The organism is Thalassomonas sp. RHCl1 (assembly GCF_947387555.1).
Classification (GTDB): domain Bacteria; phylum Pseudomonadota; class Gammaproteobacteria; order Enterobacterales; family Alteromonadaceae; genus Thalassomonas.
In genome coordinates, this window is the sequence record NZ_CANDNZ010000004.1 from 117,234 (window position 1) to 133,535 (window position 16,302).

The window sequence follows — 16,302 nt, forward strand, 5'->3', positions numbered from 1 at the left end:
TTTCATCATTTGCCAGTAAGTGTACCTGTGATTGAAATGAATTGATATCCAAGGCTAAAGCGATAAATAAGAAAAAGGCCGGTGTAGCAATAACACCGGCCTTTCGTTAACAGCCATGCCCTGATTTTCTCTCAGGGCATCTTTCCTTAGGCATTAATACATGTGCTGGCCGCCGTTAATGGCCAGATTAGAGCCGGTAATATAACCGGAATCAGGGGAAGTTAAATAGGCTACGGCAGCCGCTATTTCATCCACTGAGCCCATCCGTCCTACCGGGATACCTTCAATGATTTTTTGCTGAATTTCCGGCGCTATTTTCGCCACCATAGGCGTTAGTACATAACCGGGAGAAAGGGTGTTTACCGTGACTCCTTTACGGGCAACTTCCTGTGCCAGAGCTTTGGTAAAACCATGGAGGCCGGCTTTGGCGGCAGAATAGTTGGTCTGGCCGAATTGGCCCTTCTGGCCATTAACCGATGAAATGTTCACGATGCGCCCGTAACCATCGGTGATCATGTCATTGATCACCTGGCGAGTCATATTATAAACACTGTCCAGGTTGGTGGTAATGACATCGCGCCAGTCATCCTGGTCCATCTTTTTAAATTGGGTGTCCCGGGTAATGCCGGCATTGTTTACCAGGACACTGATATTACTGCGAGTTTTTTCTTTTACATCAGCGATACAAATGGCACAAGACCTAAAATCGGTGACATCGCCATAGCTGATGTCGATTTCAAAACCCTGTTCACGCTGTGTGGCTTGCCATGCTCTGGCCTGTTCATGATCACCGCCTCTATTATAACCTGCGACGACACGATACCCGCTTTTTACCAGAGATTGGCAAATCGCAGTACCTATACCACCTGTACCACCGGTTACTAAAGCTACTTTTTGAGTCATAAACCTTTCCTTGTGTTTTTTATGGTTGTTAAAAATTCTTTTCTGAGTATAGCTGTGATTAACAACGGATCTTCATGACCGTGCCACGCTACATTCAACCTTTTATTTCGGGTGTTAATGCCTGAAATAAATACAGCGGATTGAAAATCCTGCTTACGGTTAAAACTGAAAAACTTTCAGGTAAAAAATGTTTTCCAGCTATTCATTTATACCCAAACCACTCACTCAACGGCTACTTTTAGCTTTACCGAAAATAACATCCTAGTTCTATTTTCGGGTAAAGAATAACCATTGTATTTCATTATTTTACAAATACCAGTAACTTAGGGTAATTAGATATTATTTTTTTATATAGCATTGAAAAATAATAGAATTTCGTTAACTTCCAGCCAAAACGGCAACAATCCCCGGCCCGACAGGCATAAAGCTGGCTTTACATTGTAAAAAAACTCATCTATAGATTTATTTGCTGCAAAGCAACATCCAAGGGCTTGCCCTGCGTCAATCAACTTAAAGGGAAGTGTACTTATGTTTTATGAAAATTTTGTGACTTGATTGATGAAAACCTAGTATTGCTACAAGTATCGCTACAAGAAATTATCGCTGACGTCATAAGCCGTTTTTTCGTTACAAGTAATTTTGCAAAGGTGATTATATGCTATATCAATTACACCAGGCCTATACCCAAACAGTTGCCCCGATTAATGCTTATATGCAGCATATGCGCAATTTTTGCACCCAGCCCTGGTCCCCGCTAAGTTATACCATGACAGGTAAAACCATCGCCGCCGCCGCTGAAGTGGTGGAGCGGATCACCGAGAATTACCATAAGCCGGAATTCGGCATTAAATATGCCGATATCAGCGGCAATAAAATCGCGGTCACAGAAGAGATTGTTGTTGATAAACCTTTTTGCAAATTGCGCCACTTTAAACGCAATGCCACCTTTGATCAGCCCAAACTACTGGTAGTCGCCCCTTTATCCGGCCACCATGCCACCTTGCTCAGGGGCACGGTTGAACACCTTATTTCAGATCACGAAGTCTATATTACCGACTGGGAAAATGTCCGGGATGTGCCTGTCAGCCATGGTGGCTTTTCCCTGGACGACTATATTAGTTACCTGATTGATTTTTGTGAATTTTTATCAGATGTTCATATTGTGGCCATTTGCCAGGCAACCGTGCCCAGCATAGTGGCTGCCACGGTAATGGCCGAAAGAAAAGTCGATTTCCAGCCCAAATCCATGACCTTACTCGGCGGCCCGATAGATACCCGGATCAGTCCGACGGATGTCAATGATTATGCCATCTCCAAGGAGCTGCAATGGTTTGAGGAAAACGTCATCTGTACCGTGCCCGAGACATACACCGGCGTCGGGCAAAAGGTGTATCCGGGCTTTATCCAGCTCACCGGCTTTTTAAGCATGAATTACAATAGCCATGTCCATAAGCATTTCACTTTTTTCGGCGATCTGATCAAAGGAGATGGCGACAGCGCCGAAAACCACAGAAAATTTTACAATGAATACCTGGCGGTCATGGATATGCCCGCCGACTATTATCTCGACACCATACGCCGGGTCTTTATCGAACACCAACTGCCTCAGGGAAAAATGGAGTATCAGGGAAAAATCATTGATTGCTCCAAGGTCGACCAGGTCGCCCTGCTGACCATAGAAGGCGAAAACGATGACATCACCGGGGTGGGACAAACCGAGGCCGCACACCATATCTTAACCGGCATCCCCGAAGACATGAAGTTTCACTATGTACAAGAAGATGTCGGCCACTACGGCGTATTTAACGGCCGCAGGTTCCGCCAGGAAATAGGCCCGCTGATCAGACGCTTTATTACCACATATAATCAACCCAGGGATAATGCTAAGCAAGAAAGCATGGAGCAGGCCCTGTAAATTAAAAGGCTATTTAGCAGAAAGGACACCAGGGGAGACGGCTCCCCGCTTCCCCCGATGTCCTTAGCTGTGCTGTTAACGACTTGCCTTTAAAGGTTATACCGCTTCATTCAACGGCGTATTGTCGATATCTTCCAGTTTCACTTTCACATAACGCCCGGGCGCCGCTTCAATCACGGGATATTGTTTCGAGCCAAGCTCAGGCGCGGCGATTTTCTTGCCGGCACTTTTCTTAATCCAGTCACTCCAGTGCGCCCACCAGGAGCCTTCTTTTTTCTCTGCCGTCGCCAGCCAGTGCTCAGCCCCCTGGTCAGCATTGCCGTCTACCCAATAATGACGGCGGTTTTTACTCACGGGATTGATCACCCCGGCAACATGGCCGCTGGCCCCCAAGACAAATTCCTTATTGCCGCCAAAAAGCTCCATCCCCTTGTAGGTACTTTGCCATGGCGCGATATGGTCCCCTATGGTGGAAAGGAAATAACAAGGGATCTCTATATTGCCCAGGTTAATATCGCTGCCGCAGATATTGAGGGCATCGGGTTTGCTCAGGTTATTTTCCAGGTACATCTGGGTAATATAAAAACGGTACATTTCATAAGGCAGGTTGGTCGAATCACCGTTCCAGTATAAAATATCAAACGGCGCCGGTTGCTTGCCTTTAAGATAATTTCTCACCACATAAGACCAAATCAAATCATTGGCCCTGAGCATATTAAAGGCCACCGCCAGATTCCGGCCGCTGAGCACGCCCTTTTGCTTCGCCTGGGCCAGCAGGGACTCTATTTGCTGGGGGTCGATAAACACAGAGATATCACCCGGCTCTTCAAAGTCCACTAAAGTGGTTAAGAAAGTTGCCGAAGCCACCGAATTATCTTTACGATCCGACAATACCGCCTGGGCACAGGCCAGCAAAGTACCACCGACACACCAGGATAAGGCATGCAGGGATTTTTGCCCGGTAATTTCTTTCACCCGGTTAATAGCATTGATCACCCCGAGTTCAACATAATCATCCCAACTCAGCGAGCCCTGTTCTTTCGTGGGATTAACCCAAGAGATCAAAAAAGTATTTTGCTCCTGTTCAAGGCAATAACGGACAAAAGAGTTATGCTCTTGTAAATCAAGAATATAGTATTTATTGATACAGGGAGGCACAATCAACACCGGCTGCTGGTAAACCTTCTGCGTTAACGGTTTGTAATGAATGAGCTGAAACAGTTCATTTTCATAAACCACTGCCCCTTCGGTAACCGCCAGGTTCTCCCCAAGCACAAAGGCGCTTTCATCCGTCATACTGATGCGGCCTTTATCCATGTCCGAGAGCAGGTTATTCAAACCGTTCACCAGGCTCTGGCCATTGGTTTCAACCGCCTCCTTGATCACATCAGGATTGGTCATGGCAAAATTATCCGGCGACATGGCATCGATGAATTGCTTGGTATAAAACACCAGCTTTTCCTGCTCTGCGCTATCAAGGCCGGCACTGGCTGCACTCTCATTAAGCAATTTCGAGGTCATCAAGTATGACTGCTTAATATACTCAAATACGGGATTATTCTGATACTGCTCCAAAGAGCCGGTCAGCTCTTTGGCCTTCTCTGCGGCCTGAGCCGGCTGACCGCCTACCAAAGCAGTCCATAATTTCATATGTTGTTGCTGATATTGCTCTACCAGGCTTAACCAGGAAGCAGGATCTTTCAAGGCATCCTGGGTGAGTTTGAACCACTGCTGACTAAAATCTTCAATGGCCTGCTTGGTTTCTGTGGAAGAAAAATTTGCCAGCATCTTGCTGGTTTCATCGTTTAAATATTGGATAAAATCTTGACCTACTGCCTTACCGCTACCCATAAAACTACTCCGCTATCTGCCCTGTCAGGCAAAAATCTTGATACAAATAAACTCAGCACTAGTCAGTATTGTGTTAACACTGAGATAGCGCAAATTTAAAAGGGGTCAACAGCCAAAAGCCCAACATCTGTCGGGCTTGCTATCAACAAAGAAAATTATGATTTAGCCGGGGTGGCGGCTGGCTTCAGTGGCGAGCTTGGGGTTGCGCCGTTACTCTTATCCACCTGGGGGATCACCAGCTGGGACTGGGGTTCGGTTTTTGCTACTGCCGCTGGTTTCGCTGCTGCCGCCGGTTTCGCCTTAGCGGCAGGTTTAGTAACGGCTTTTGCCTTGGTTGCTTTAGCACCAGATTTAGCGCCCGCCTTGGTGGCTGCACCTTTACCTTTAGCCGGCGCTTTCTTACTTGCAGCCCGAGGCTTTTTCTCTGCGGCTTTTTTCGGCTTTTTCACCACTAATTCCGCCGGTACCGCAACACTGGTTTTTTCCTTATCGCCAGGCTGGGTAAAATTAAATATCGTCGGGTATTCCGCCTGAACCTTATTGATGTTTTCAACAACTTCTCCAGCAAACTCAGAGAATTGCTGACTTTGTTTTTGCAAATAACTTTGCTGAAGTTCCCAAAAATCCTTAGTATCATCAAGGGTAGATATTTTCTGTACCTGCTCTACCGCATTATTAAAGCTCGCTTCAAGGAACTGGCTTTGACTGGAGATCAAGTCACTGATGAAGGACTGGCCAAGCGTGGCAGCCTGAACCAGAGGAAAAGAAAAGGGTTGGTTAAATGGTGTCTGGTTATCTTTCATGATCTATCCTTAAATCAAATTTTATTAGTTTTATTGCTAATATTCTTGCTAACCTTAGCTACATGTACATAACAACATGCTGCGCCGCAACACAAGTTAATTTATGTTGAAATTTTCAACATGTCAACCTTATTGTGCAATGCAACATCAAATTTCTGCTTTTACTTTTCAGCCATTTATCCTTTTAATTCCTGCTATCAGTTGCCGGGTTAATACGCCTTTTTTTAATCACTTGTAATTTATGGCAATCCTTTAGGAAAAAGAACCACAAGGGATCATTATCACCTGCAATTATGACAGCCCCTTTGCCTGGAAATGACGGAACAAAAAACTTTTTTTGTTGTTAACAGAAAAGCAAAACCTTGTTGCGAACTGACTATTATCACCTGCAATTATGACAGCCCCTTTGCCTGGAAATGACGGAACAAAAAACTTTTTTTGTTGTTAACAGAAAAACAAAACCTTGTTGCGAACTGACTATTATCACCTGCAATTATGACAGCCCCTTTGCCTGGAAATGACGGAACAAAAAACTTTTTTTGTTGTTAACAGAAAAACAAAACCTTGTTGCGAACTGACTATTATCACCTGCAATTATGACAGCCCCTTTGCCTGGAAATGACGGAACAAAAAACTTTTTTTGTTGTTAACAGAAAAACAAAACCTTGTTGCGAACTGACTATTATCACCTGCAATTATGACAGCCCCTTTGCCTGGAAATGACGGAACAAAAAACTTTTTTTGTTGTTAACAGAAAAACAAAACCTTGTTGCGAACTGACTATTATCACCTATAGTTTATTACAACCCCTTGGCGGGGAACAAAAAATAATATAATTCAGTTCGAATAAGGAAATTATTTATGAAAAGGTTTTTAGCCCGTTCAACCTTTTTCGTGGTCTTTTTCCTCGTGATTCAGGGATGCAGTGAGGCACCTTGTGGCAAGGGAATCGGAAAAACCTTAGATGAAGCGAAATGCGTAGGACGGGAAGCAGATTCCCTGCCCGGCGCCGATGAAGATTATTATGCCGATATGGATTACGGCGTCAGTAAAGATCCCGCATTGATCCAAAGCCGCCTTGCCCCTTATGTCCCGGGGATCACCAACGGCCAGGCGGTTGATGCCTTCGTCAAGGGACGCAATAACTGGATCGTCTGGACCGCAGGCAACGACACCCTCTGGGACGAGTTATCCAAAGCCAGCGTCGGCAACCTCGACTTTCTCAAAACCCTTTCCTCCCACCCCAGTTTAACCAAATACAGCCGGGATAACCGCTGGTCTTATTTCGGCCTGGTCAACGAACCTTGCTTTAAAAAAGCCACCGGCCCCAGGGCCGATCGCTACGGTTTATGGCTGGATGAACGGGCCGAAGGTTGTGCCCCTGACCCGTTTGAGAACGAAGAAAAATATCCGGGGATCAAAATAGGCGCCAGAGGCGATAACATGCCGCTTGGCTCCTATTACGGCTACGGCAGCGGCGTTATCGGTTTAAGACTGTTCCCCAACCCGGCATTTGACGCCGAAGCAGAAAAAAACTGGGATCCGGAGCGCTACTATAACGACCCCAGTTATTATCTTAATAAAGACCTGGTGAAACCTTACCGCGTCGGTATGTCCTGTGGTTTTTGTCATGTCGGGCCAAACCCGAGCAACCCGCCTGCCGATCATGAAAATCCCGAGTGGGCCAACCTCAACTCCAACCCGGGGGCACAATACTTCTGGATTGACCGCATCTTTATGTGGGGGGCGGATGCTTCAAACTTCGCCTACCAGCTATTCCATACCTCAAGACCGGGAGCGCTGGATACCTCTTTTGTTTCCACCGACTATATCAATAACCCCCGTACCATGAACGCCATCTATAATCTGGGGGCGCGCATGGAGCTGGCGGCTAAATTCGGCAAGGAAGAACTCTCCGGCGGCAGCAGCAACAATGCCCAGCTCAATGAATATGTGCCTGCAAACAGCCCGTTGACCCAGTTTTACCAGGAGCCGAATACCGTCTTCACCCCCAGGGTGCTTAAAGACGGGGCGGATTCTGTCGGCGCCTTAGGGGCTTTAAACCGGGTTTATCTCAATATCGGCCTGTTCAGCGACGAATGGCTGCAACACTTTATGCCCTTGGTAGGCGGTAAAGAAATCAGCCCGATCAAAATAGCAGATGCCCGGAAAAACTCCTCTTTCTGGAATGCCAACGAGGCGCAAACCCCTGATTTAGCGTTATTCTTTTTAGCCTCTGCCACACCGGATTATCTGAAAGACGCCCCCGGCGGCGATGCCTATTTAAACGCCACCGAGGAAGAGATGGCCAATGGTAAAAATGTCTTTGCCGATACCTGCGCCCGCTGCCACTCGAGCAAATTCCCGGATAAAACCATCAGCTTCTTCCCGGATCAGGGTTGTAATAACGGCAACTACCTCGCCTGCTGGAGCAAATACTGGGACTGGACCCAGACCGATGAATTCAAGCATCAGATGAGAAAAATCGTCAACGCAGATGATTTCCTCGACAATAACTTCCTCTCCACCGAAATGCGTATCCCGGTAAGCCAGCTCGAAACCAATGCCTGCAGCCCGCTGGCCACCAACGCCTTGAAAGATAATATCTGGGATAATTTCTCTTCCGAGACCTATAAAAACCTGCCGTCGGTGGGGACGATAGAAGTACAGCACCCCTACAGCGGCGAAGTAAGCAAATATGAAATGCCCGGCGGCGGCCGCGGCTATACCCGCCCCGCCTCCCTGGTGAGCCTTTGGAGTACCGCGCCTTTCTTGCTCAACAATACTTTAGGCCGCTTCGAGTATAGCGGTACGGTTCAAGATCGGATGAAGGCCTTTGACGATGCCATAGAGCAGCTGTTGTGGCCGGAAAAACGTGACGGCGACTTTACCGTCGTCACCAAATCCGGATTAAAACACCCGGGCATTATCGACAAAACCACAGAGCAAAGTTATTTGCGGGTCTCCTCCGGCTACCTGCCGGGCTTTTTACAGGCGCTCGAAGGCACTTTGGCGGACCTGCTTCCCTGGCTGTTTAGCGGTGACGGCATAGAAATAGGTCCTATCCCAAGCGGCACCCCGGTTTCTATGCTGTCCAATCTGGATCTGGAGCAGCGCAAAAAAGTGCTGAAACTGCTGCTGAAAATCAAAAAAGACCTCAAGGCCCTGCCAAAAGACGCCAGCGACGAACAGGCGCGTGCGATCTTTAAAGACCTGGTCGACCCCTTGATTGATGCCAGCAAGTGCCCCGATTACGTGGTCAACAGAGGTCATTACTTCGGCACCCAATACGATAAAAACGCGGTTGCCCTCAGTAACAAACAAAAACAAGACTTAATCAAGTTCCTGAAGACATTTTAGATAAGGACGCTGAAAATGACCGATGAATTCGAATATATCGTCGTGGGCTCAGGGGCCGGCGGCGGTACCCTGGCCGCCCGGCTGGCAGAAAGCGGCAAGAAGGTATTGGTGCTGGAGTCCGGCAGCGACCCCATGACCTCGTCCGGATCCGATGCGGTCAAACCGGACGAAGACCGCCTGCCGGATGATTACCAGGTGCCGGTTTTCCATGCCTTTAGCACGGAAAATAATGCCATGAAATGGGATTATTTCGTCCGCCATTACGGCAATGACGAACAGCAGAAAAAAGATCCCAAGTATACCGGCGAATTCCAGGGGGAAAAGGTCGACGGCGTCCTGTATCCCAGGGCCGGCTGCCTCGGCGGCTGCACCGCCCATAATGCCATGATAACCGTCTACCCCCATAACGACGACTGGAATGATATCGCCAAACTTACCGGCGATGATTCCTGGAATGCCGACAATATGCGTAATTATTTCCAGAAACTGGAAAACTGCCATCACAGGCCATTCAAACGTTTCTTAGGTAAAACCTTAGGCATCAACGGTAGCCGTCACGGCTATGACGGCTGGCTGCAAACAGAAAAGTCTATCCCGAAAAGCGCCCTGGGGGATGAAGACTTGGTAAAAACCATAGTCAAATCCGCCAAAGTCGCTTTTGAGGACTTAAAAGAGCCGTTGCAACGTAACTGGTGGCAAATACAGGGCCTGGGGGATCCCAACGACTGGCGTTTGGTGGAAGACAACGCCTTTGGCCTGCGCTATCCGCCGCTGGCGACCCGCAACCACGAAAGAATGGGTTCGCGCGAGCGTTTACTCGAAGTCCAGGAGAAATACCCCGACAACCTGCATATCGAGCTCGATGCCCTGGTTACCCGGGTATTGTTCGATGACTATAACCGCGCCACCGGCGTGGAATACCTTAAGGGGAACCGCCTGTATAAAGCCCATTCCCTGCCCCGCAATGAAAGCTCGGACTTTAGGGTGGTCAACGCCACCAAAGAAGTGATTTTATCCGGCGGCGCCTTTAACAGCCCACAATTGTTGATGCTCTCGGGTATAGGGCCGAAAGCCACCCTGGAAGAACACGGCATCAAGGTACGCATCCCCTTAGAAGGAGTCGGCAAGAATCTACAGGACAGGTATGAAGTCGGTGTCGTTAACCGCATGAACTTTGATACCTGGGAAGTGCTTGAGGGAGCCAAATACGCCAAGGGAGATCCCCAGTACGAGCAATGGGAAAAAGAGCGTAAAGGGGTTTATACCACCAATGGCGCGGTGCTGGCGGTGATCAAAAAATCCATGCAGGAAAGGCCGCTGCCGGATTTGTTCTGTTTCGCACTGCTGGCGCTGTTTCGCGGTTATTTCCCCACTTACTCCAAAGTGTTGGCAGACAACCTCAACTACCTCACCTGGGCGGTGCTTAAGGCCCATACCAAAAACACCGGCGGCGAAGTGACGTTAAGGTCGAGCGATCCCACGGATACTCCCTATATCAATTTCCGCTATTTTGAAGAGGGCAATGATGCTAAGGGAGAAGATCTCGACTCTGTGGTGGAAGGGATCAAATTTGTCCGCAAGATGACCCAGCCGCTGATTGAAAAAGGCATTATCGCCGAAGAAGAGTTACCCGGAAGCGAAGTACAAACCGACGAACAGCTGAAAAAGTTTGTCCGCGACCATGCCTGGGGACACCATGCCTCCTGCACCTGCCCGATAGGCACAGACGAGGATCCCATGGCCGTACTCGACAGCGAGTTTATCGTACGCGGCACCCCCAATCTCAGGGTGGTGGACGCCTCCAGCTTCCATAAAATCCCCGGCTTTTTCATTGTCAGCGCCATTTACATGATAGGGGAAAAAGCCGCCGACGTGATTTTGCAGCAGGATGCCGCCGGTATCAGGCAAGCACCGGCAAAAGTAGCGGGGCAAACCGAAAGCAAGGTAACACCGCCTGAACAAGCAGATACCGCCCCAGTCAGCGCTGCCAGAGAATAGTTATGGATAAAACCACTAACCTCAATGCCGATGAAGTAATCGCAGATGAAAAAGCCCGGGTCAGGGAGCAGTTCCTGGCCCATTTCAGCACGGAGGAAGATAAAGACTATTTACAGCAGGATTACCCAAAATACCTGAATAAAGGCTATCAGCGCCTGCTCGATGGCAATGCCGTTAACGGTGGCAATCCGGATAAAGCACGTTATCCGGATATCGAGGCCGCCGATTACCCGGCAAAAGACGCCCCTGAATACGCCCTGGCGATATCGGGGGGCGGCATCCGTTCAGCCTCTTTTGCCATCGGGGTGATCCAGGGATTAAAAACCCGTCAGAGTGACAATAAACGCCCGAGCATTTTTCATAAACTCAGCTATCTGTCTACCGCTTCCGGCGGCGGCTACGCCGGCTCTGCCCTGAGCTGGTATCAGAAAAAGTTTAACTTTTTTCCTTTTGGCAAGCGCAGCACTTATGCCGGTAGCCAGCACAACAGCGAAAGGGAAAACAGCACCTTAAGTTATATCCGCCAGCACGGCAAATACCTGACCCCGCACCAGTTAGGAGGCGCTTCTTTAGTGGGCACGGTACTGTTGAGTATTTTCCACTCCCTGATCGCCTACACCCTGCTGATGTGTTTTTTATTCCTGGTCTTGATGCAGTTTTTCGGCGTATTGGCCGGTGTTTTGGATGTCAATACCGGCTCTGCCAGGTTTGATTTTTTTTGCGTCGCCCTTCTCCTGCTGGCAGCCGTTGCCGTGCTGTTTGCCGCCACCACCTTGGTTTATGGGATCAGCTCGTATTTTATGCACTGGCTGGCACGCAATTATCCTTTTCGAATAAAGGTACAAAAGTTTCTCGGTTACCTGGTGCGCGCCCTGGCAGCCACGCTGGCTTTGGCCGCCCTGCCCCTTGCCGCACAGTTTGTCGATCCGCAAATCTCCAGCCCCTTATGGAGCGGCTCTATGGTTGGAGGCGCTTCATTGAGCAGCGTGCTTGGAGTATTGGTCTCCCTGAGACAAATGAAAAACGACAGCGATAACAGCAAACCGCCGGGTATGGCCGACAAGCTGATCAGCTCATTAATCGTCATTGCCCTGGTGTTTGTGGTACTGGTGGTTGCCTATTTATTGGCGGAATTACTGCTCACTTTAGCGGCTGACGGCCAGGGACTATGGCTGATACTGGCACTGGCATTAACCGCCTTCTTTGGCCTGGGGGTTAATACCAACCAAATCAGTCCCCATAAAATGTATCGCGACCGCCTGATGGAAACCTTTTTAAAAGATCCCAACGTTGCAGCAAGCGACAAGCTGCAGATGCGGGGAAAAGACGCCAACGACTCCCTGCTGTCAGAGCTGGCGCAGGGGAATAACTGGTCGCCGTATCATTTGATCAATACCAATATCATACTCAATAATGCCAGCCACCCTAAATACCGGGGACGCCTGGGGGACAGCTTTGTGCTCTCCCCCCTTTATTGCGGCAGCGACGCCACCAGCTATGTGGCAACAGATATCTTTATCGACGGTAAATTAACCCTGGCCACCGCCATGTCTATTTCCGGGGCGGCATTAAATCCCCAGGCAGGCGTTTCCGGCATAGGCAAAACCACGACGCCACTGGTGTCTTACCTGCTGACCTTTTTCGGCATGCGCCTGGGTTATTGGGCCTTGAACCCCAAGCACACCACAGAAAAAGATCAAAAGCGCAAACCCAACTATATCCGTCCCGGCACCGGCAACTTATTCAACTTCGGCCATGAAGAAGACAGCGATTTCATTGAATTATCCGACGGCGGCCATTTCGACAATACCGCGCTGTATGAGCTGGTGCGCCGCCGTTTGCCTGTGATCATCCTCTCTGACGGCAGTGCCGATCCCCATGCCCATTATGATGATTTTGGCAATGCGGTAGAACGTATCCGGGTCGATTTTGGTGTCCGCATCCGCTTTCCCGACCCGGAATTTAACCTCTGGGGCATGTCCCCCGGCAGCGCGGCCCTCAGACCCGAGCAAAGCGATGAGAAAACCGACAGCAATATTATCGGCGAGCAGGAAGATCAGCTGGCCCAGCGCGGTTATGCTATTGGTGACATCGTCTATCCCACGGTCGGTGAAAATAAGGCTTTTGTCGGCAAACTGGTTTATATCAAAGCCACTTTAGTGAATAGACTGCCGCGGGATTTATATGCTTATAAGGCCGCCAATCCGGAATACCCGAACCAGCCAACCTCAGATCAGTTTTTTGACGAGCGGCAATTTGAATCCTATCGGGAATTGGGCTATCAGCTGACGAAACAGTTAATACAGGATGACAAGGCCATGCGCCAACTCCCTTAAATCGGATAAAACATTTGGACTTTAACACCTTAAAAATGGACAACCTATGAAACTCAATACCTTGATTAAAAGCTTAATAAAAAGCCCGGCCTTGATTGCGCTGCTGTTAACGAGCTGGAGTTTTGTCGCCCCGGCCGCCGACCATAACGATCCCAATGCGGTGAATTCCATTTTTTCCAACATTCCGGTGAGCTCGGCAGATCTCTACGGCATGTTCGGTTATCCCAGTGACGATAAGTCTGACGGTGAAAAAGTGGTACTGGCACTGACCTTCGCCCCGCTGCCAAAAACCGGTATTTTTGACCGGGACATGCTCTATAAAATCAAGGTCAACGCCGAGCCCAGGCATTCAATCAAACTTGAAGAGCACAGCTTAAAAGGCATCGCCTCTTATGTTGACGGCTTAAAAGATAAATACCTGCGCCTTAAAGCCGCCGAAATCCGGGTGACCTTCAGCACAGATAACCGCGCCAAGGTCGACTTTTTAGGTTTTCCCGAAGGGGATTTTTCCAAGGTGATCGATACCAATAAAACCCTGGATATTACTACCCCGGCAGGCCATAAAATCAAAACCTTCCTCGGCGGGCGCGATGATCCCTTCTTTAACGACTTGCCCGGTTTCTTTCGCTCCATTAACTACGGCCCGCAATATTACCGCATCCCGGATACCGACCCTATGGATCACCGCGAACTGCCGATCCCGAAAACCCTGCTGGAAATAGAGGGCAATACCTTATTTAATTACGATCCCGAGCATCCCGGCCACGGCGTCACCACCAAGTTCTATCTGCCCGAAGACGCCAAAATCACCCTGGACGCCAAACGATACAAAACCGATGCCCAGGGAAACTACCGTCTGGTCTACAGCGGAATGGATGCGCAAAAAGGCCGTAATATCAACGGATTGGTTTTTGAAGTACCACTGACCTTTATCACGAAAAAGCCGCAAAACGACCGCATAGTGCGCATCTGGGGAGAAAGCTGGGTCTCCAAAGCGTCGAGCAAAATTGCCCATTATGCCCCCTCCTTCTGGCAAAACCTGTGGCTGGGTATCGCCAGCTTCTTCGGCAACGACCCGACCGCACAGGAATTTAACGATAACGATGCCAACTACAACCGGGTCGATACCGTGGGAGTACCATTTCTGGATGCCGGTTTAAGCGAGCGTTACGACGACAGAAACATCGGCGCCAACAACCTCAAGTTATCGCTGCACTTTGTTAAACGTTTCGGCCATCTCGGCTGGGGTTTTGGCCCTTCGGTGACGGCGCTGGGCATAGACACCTGTTTCGACCACGACAACTCACCGATTTCCGTGTATAAAACTTATAAACTGGCCACCAAGGCCTTCCCGCGGGCGAAAAAATGCTTCTTCCAGGAGTTGAACATGCCGGATGACAGCTGGAATAACTCTGGCAAAGACATACCCCTTAGGCGCACCTTTGAACTCTTTATTCCCAACCTGACCTCCATCGACATGGACACCACAGGCACCTGGCCCTTTGGCCGCCGCTTTGAAGACCAGGTAGCGACCCGCTTCCTGTCGACCTTTTTAGATATGAAATCAGGCTGCGGCGGACAAAAATGTAATGTCGAAACCCTGGGGGATTTAAGTTTATGGGACAAGGCCCCGGTAATGCCGAAAAACCCGCCCAACCCGCTGTTTAACGACGCCCCGTTTAGCAAAAGCTTTCCTTATATGCCTCCGCCCTGGCCCGGCGGCGATATCCAGGAGGAAGAATATGAATACCGCAACAGATAGCACAGCCGGTGAGCCAAATGATTTTTGATGATATGTTAATCAAAGTACCAAGGGGAATAAGCGGTGTTATTCCCCGTCTGCTGCCGCCTTTATGCTTATGCATATTCACGGCGCTGCTAAGCGCCTGCAGCGAACCTGTTGTCAGCGCGTATCAGCAAGATATGCAACAGTTGCAGCAAGATATTGCCAAGCTCAACGCCCAGCTCGGGCTTAAGGTCGACGGTAAAAATAACAATGAAACGGCAGAGAAGGCAGTTGCCAGCAAACACAGTAAAGCGCCTATCCCGCCAGCGGCTATTACTCAGGCCCCCAAGCAGCTGCTGATCAAACTCAGCGAGCTCTACCATAGAAAAGCCGTACTCACCGGCAGGTATCAGGATTATCAGAAACTTGAGTTATTACTCAATAAGATGTCCGGTCAACTAAATGATCCGCCCGCGCTGCGTTATGCCAAAGCCAACTTTAATGCCGGCATGCACAGGTTCGATAATGCCACCAGATTGCTTGACAGCTTACCGCCACAGGCACAAGAGAGCACACCGGTACGGGCATTACGCCTTGATATTGCCCTGCAACTTGGCCAGTACCGCCAGGCAGAAAACCTGCTACAGGCCTTGATAGCAGATGCCCCCGGCTGGGAAAACCTGGTCCGCCTCGCCCACTACTCCCTTAATACCGGTGAGCCTGACCGGGCCAGAGCCTTGTATCAGCAAGCCGGTGAGATGCTTTCCGCCAAACAGCTTTATCAATATGCCTGGGTCAAGCTGCAACAAGGCTTGCTGGAGTTGGAACAGGAAAACTATGATCTGGCGCTGGCGTTTTATCAAACCGCCGACCGCGCCTACTCCGGCTACTGGCTGATTGAAGAACATATCGCCGAAATACTCACCCTGACGGGGAAAAAGCAAGAGGCCAAAGACATGTACCGGGCGCTGGTGTCTGAAAACCCCAACCCGGAATTAAAACTGGCGCTGGCAGACTTGCTGCTTGAGCAACACGGACAGACGGAAGAAGCCGAGCAATTACACAATGAAGCCATGGCAGAGTTTACCCTCAGACAGCAAATGTACCCCGAAGCCGCCGCCGGACATTTTGTCGAACGCCTGCTTACCCTGGAGCAAACCCACCCGGCACTGCTGAGCAGCGCCCAGCTCAACTTCAATGCCCGTCCCAATGCCGACAGCAAAACCCTGCTGGCGAAAAGCTACCTTAAGCTTGGCCAAACAGAGCAAGCGGAGCAGCTTTACCGGCAGATCTTATCCACCCCCTGGCGCAACCCGGGGATAGAGGAGCTGGCGCGGGGACTGGAAAAGACACTTGAGTAAAAGCTGCTAACTTTTTTTCATACGCCGACCGGCCAACTCACCTTGCCCG

At 49.5% G+C, this 16,302-nt stretch carries 9 protein-coding genes; 6 read left to right on the forward strand and 3 right to left on the reverse strand.

Annotated features, from left to right (window positions below; genetic code table 11):
- Window positions 1-153: 153 nt before the first annotated feature.
- Window positions 154-903 (reverse strand): acetoacetyl-CoA reductase, encoded by a 750-nt coding sequence (gene phbB / locus QL234_RS13385; protein WP_044835546.1) that lies wholly within the window; start codon window positions 901-903, stop codon window positions 154-156.
- A 655-nt stretch (window positions 904-1,558) separates the two neighbouring features.
- Between phbB and phaZ the strand changes: the two genes are divergently transcribed.
- On the forward strand, window positions 1,559-2,818 hold the full coding sequence (gene phaZ / locus QL234_RS13390) for a polyhydroxyalkanoate depolymerase (RefSeq protein ID WP_281558333.1): 1,260 nt from the start codon (window positions 1,559-1,561) through the stop codon (window positions 2,816-2,818).
- A gap of 96 nt (window positions 2,819-2,914) precedes the next feature.
- Here the strand turns inward: phaZ and phaC are convergent, their stop codons facing one another.
- Both phaC and QL234_RS13400 read right to left on the reverse strand, forming a co-directional pair.
- Entirely contained in the window at window positions 2,915-4,669 is a 1,755-nt protein-coding gene (gene phaC / locus QL234_RS13395) for a class I poly(R)-hydroxyalkanoic acid synthase (RefSeq protein WP_281558334.1), read from the reverse strand.
- A gap of 155 nt (window positions 4,670-4,824) precedes the next feature.
- Window positions 4,825-5,472, reverse strand: coding sequence for a phasin family protein (locus tag QL234_RS13400; RefSeq protein ID WP_281558335.1), 648 nt, complete (start codon window positions 5,470-5,472; stop codon window positions 4,825-4,827).
- An 861-nt stretch (window positions 5,473-6,333) separates the two neighbouring features.
- Between QL234_RS13400 and QL234_RS13405 the strand changes: the two genes are divergently transcribed.
- From QL234_RS13405 to QL234_RS13425, 5 genes are read left to right on the forward strand one after another with little or no spacing between them, the layout of a single operon-like run.
- On the forward strand, window positions 6,334-8,832 hold the full coding sequence (locus tag QL234_RS13405) for a hypothetical protein (RefSeq protein WP_281558336.1): 2,499 nt from the start codon (window positions 6,334-6,336) through the stop codon (window positions 8,830-8,832).
- A gap of 15 nt (window positions 8,833-8,847) precedes the next feature.
- Window positions 8,848-10,830, forward strand: coding sequence for a GMC family oxidoreductase (locus QL234_RS13410; protein WP_281558337.1), 1,983 nt, complete (start codon window positions 8,848-8,850; stop codon window positions 10,828-10,830).
- Window positions 10,831-10,832: 2 nt separating this feature from the next.
- Complete coding sequence (locus QL234_RS13415) at window positions 10,833-13,166, forward strand: hypothetical protein (protein WP_281558338.1); 2,334 nt, start codon at window positions 10,833-10,835, stop codon at window positions 13,164-13,166.
- Between the two features lie 46 nt (window positions 13,167-13,212).
- Complete coding sequence (locus tag QL234_RS13420; protein ID WP_281558339.1) at window positions 13,213-14,928, forward strand: hypothetical protein; 1,716 nt, start codon at window positions 13,213-13,215, stop codon at window positions 14,926-14,928.
- Between the two features lie 17 nt (window positions 14,929-14,945).
- Window positions 14,946-16,253, forward strand: coding sequence for a tetratricopeptide repeat protein (locus QL234_RS13425; protein WP_281558340.1), 1,308 nt, complete (start codon window positions 14,946-14,948; stop codon window positions 16,251-16,253).
- The last annotated feature ends 49 nt before the right edge of the window (window positions 16,254-16,302 follow it).

What these genes read in the sequence shown, in the direction of transcription:
- QL234_RS13420 (WP_281558339.1), top strand. Translation starts at nt 13,213, where the DNA reads ATGAAACTCAATACCTTGATTAAAAGCTTAATAAAAAGCCCGGCCTTG.
- QL234_RS13415 (WP_281558338.1), top strand. Translation starts at nt 10,833, where the DNA reads ATGGATAAAACCACTAACCTCAATGCCGATGAAGTAATCGCAGATGAA.
- phaZ (WP_281558333.1), top strand. Translation starts at nt 1,559, where the DNA reads ATGCTATATCAATTACACCAGGCCTATACCCAAACAGTTGCCCCGATT.
- QL234_RS13425 (WP_281558340.1), top strand. Translation starts at nt 14,946, where the DNA reads ATGATTTTTGATGATATGTTAATCAAAGTACCAAGGGGAATAAGCGGT.
- QL234_RS13405 (WP_281558336.1), top strand. Translation starts at nt 6,334, where the DNA reads ATGAAAAGGTTTTTAGCCCGTTCAACCTTTTTCGTGGTCTTTTTCCTC.
- QL234_RS13410 (WP_281558337.1), top strand. Translation starts at nt 8,848, where the DNA reads ATGACCGATGAATTCGAATATATCGTCGTGGGCTCAGGGGCCGGCGGC.
- phaC (WP_281558334.1), bottom strand. Translation starts at nt 4,669, where the DNA reads ATGGGTAGCGGTAAGGCAGTAGGTCAAGATTTTATCCAATATTTAAAC.
- QL234_RS13400 (WP_281558335.1), bottom strand. Translation starts at nt 5,472, where the DNA reads ATGAAAGATAACCAGACACCATTTAACCAACCCTTTTCTTTTCCTCTG.
- phbB (WP_044835546.1), bottom strand. Translation starts at nt 903, where the DNA reads ATGACTCAAAAAGTAGCTTTAGTAACCGGTGGTACAGGTGGTATAGGT.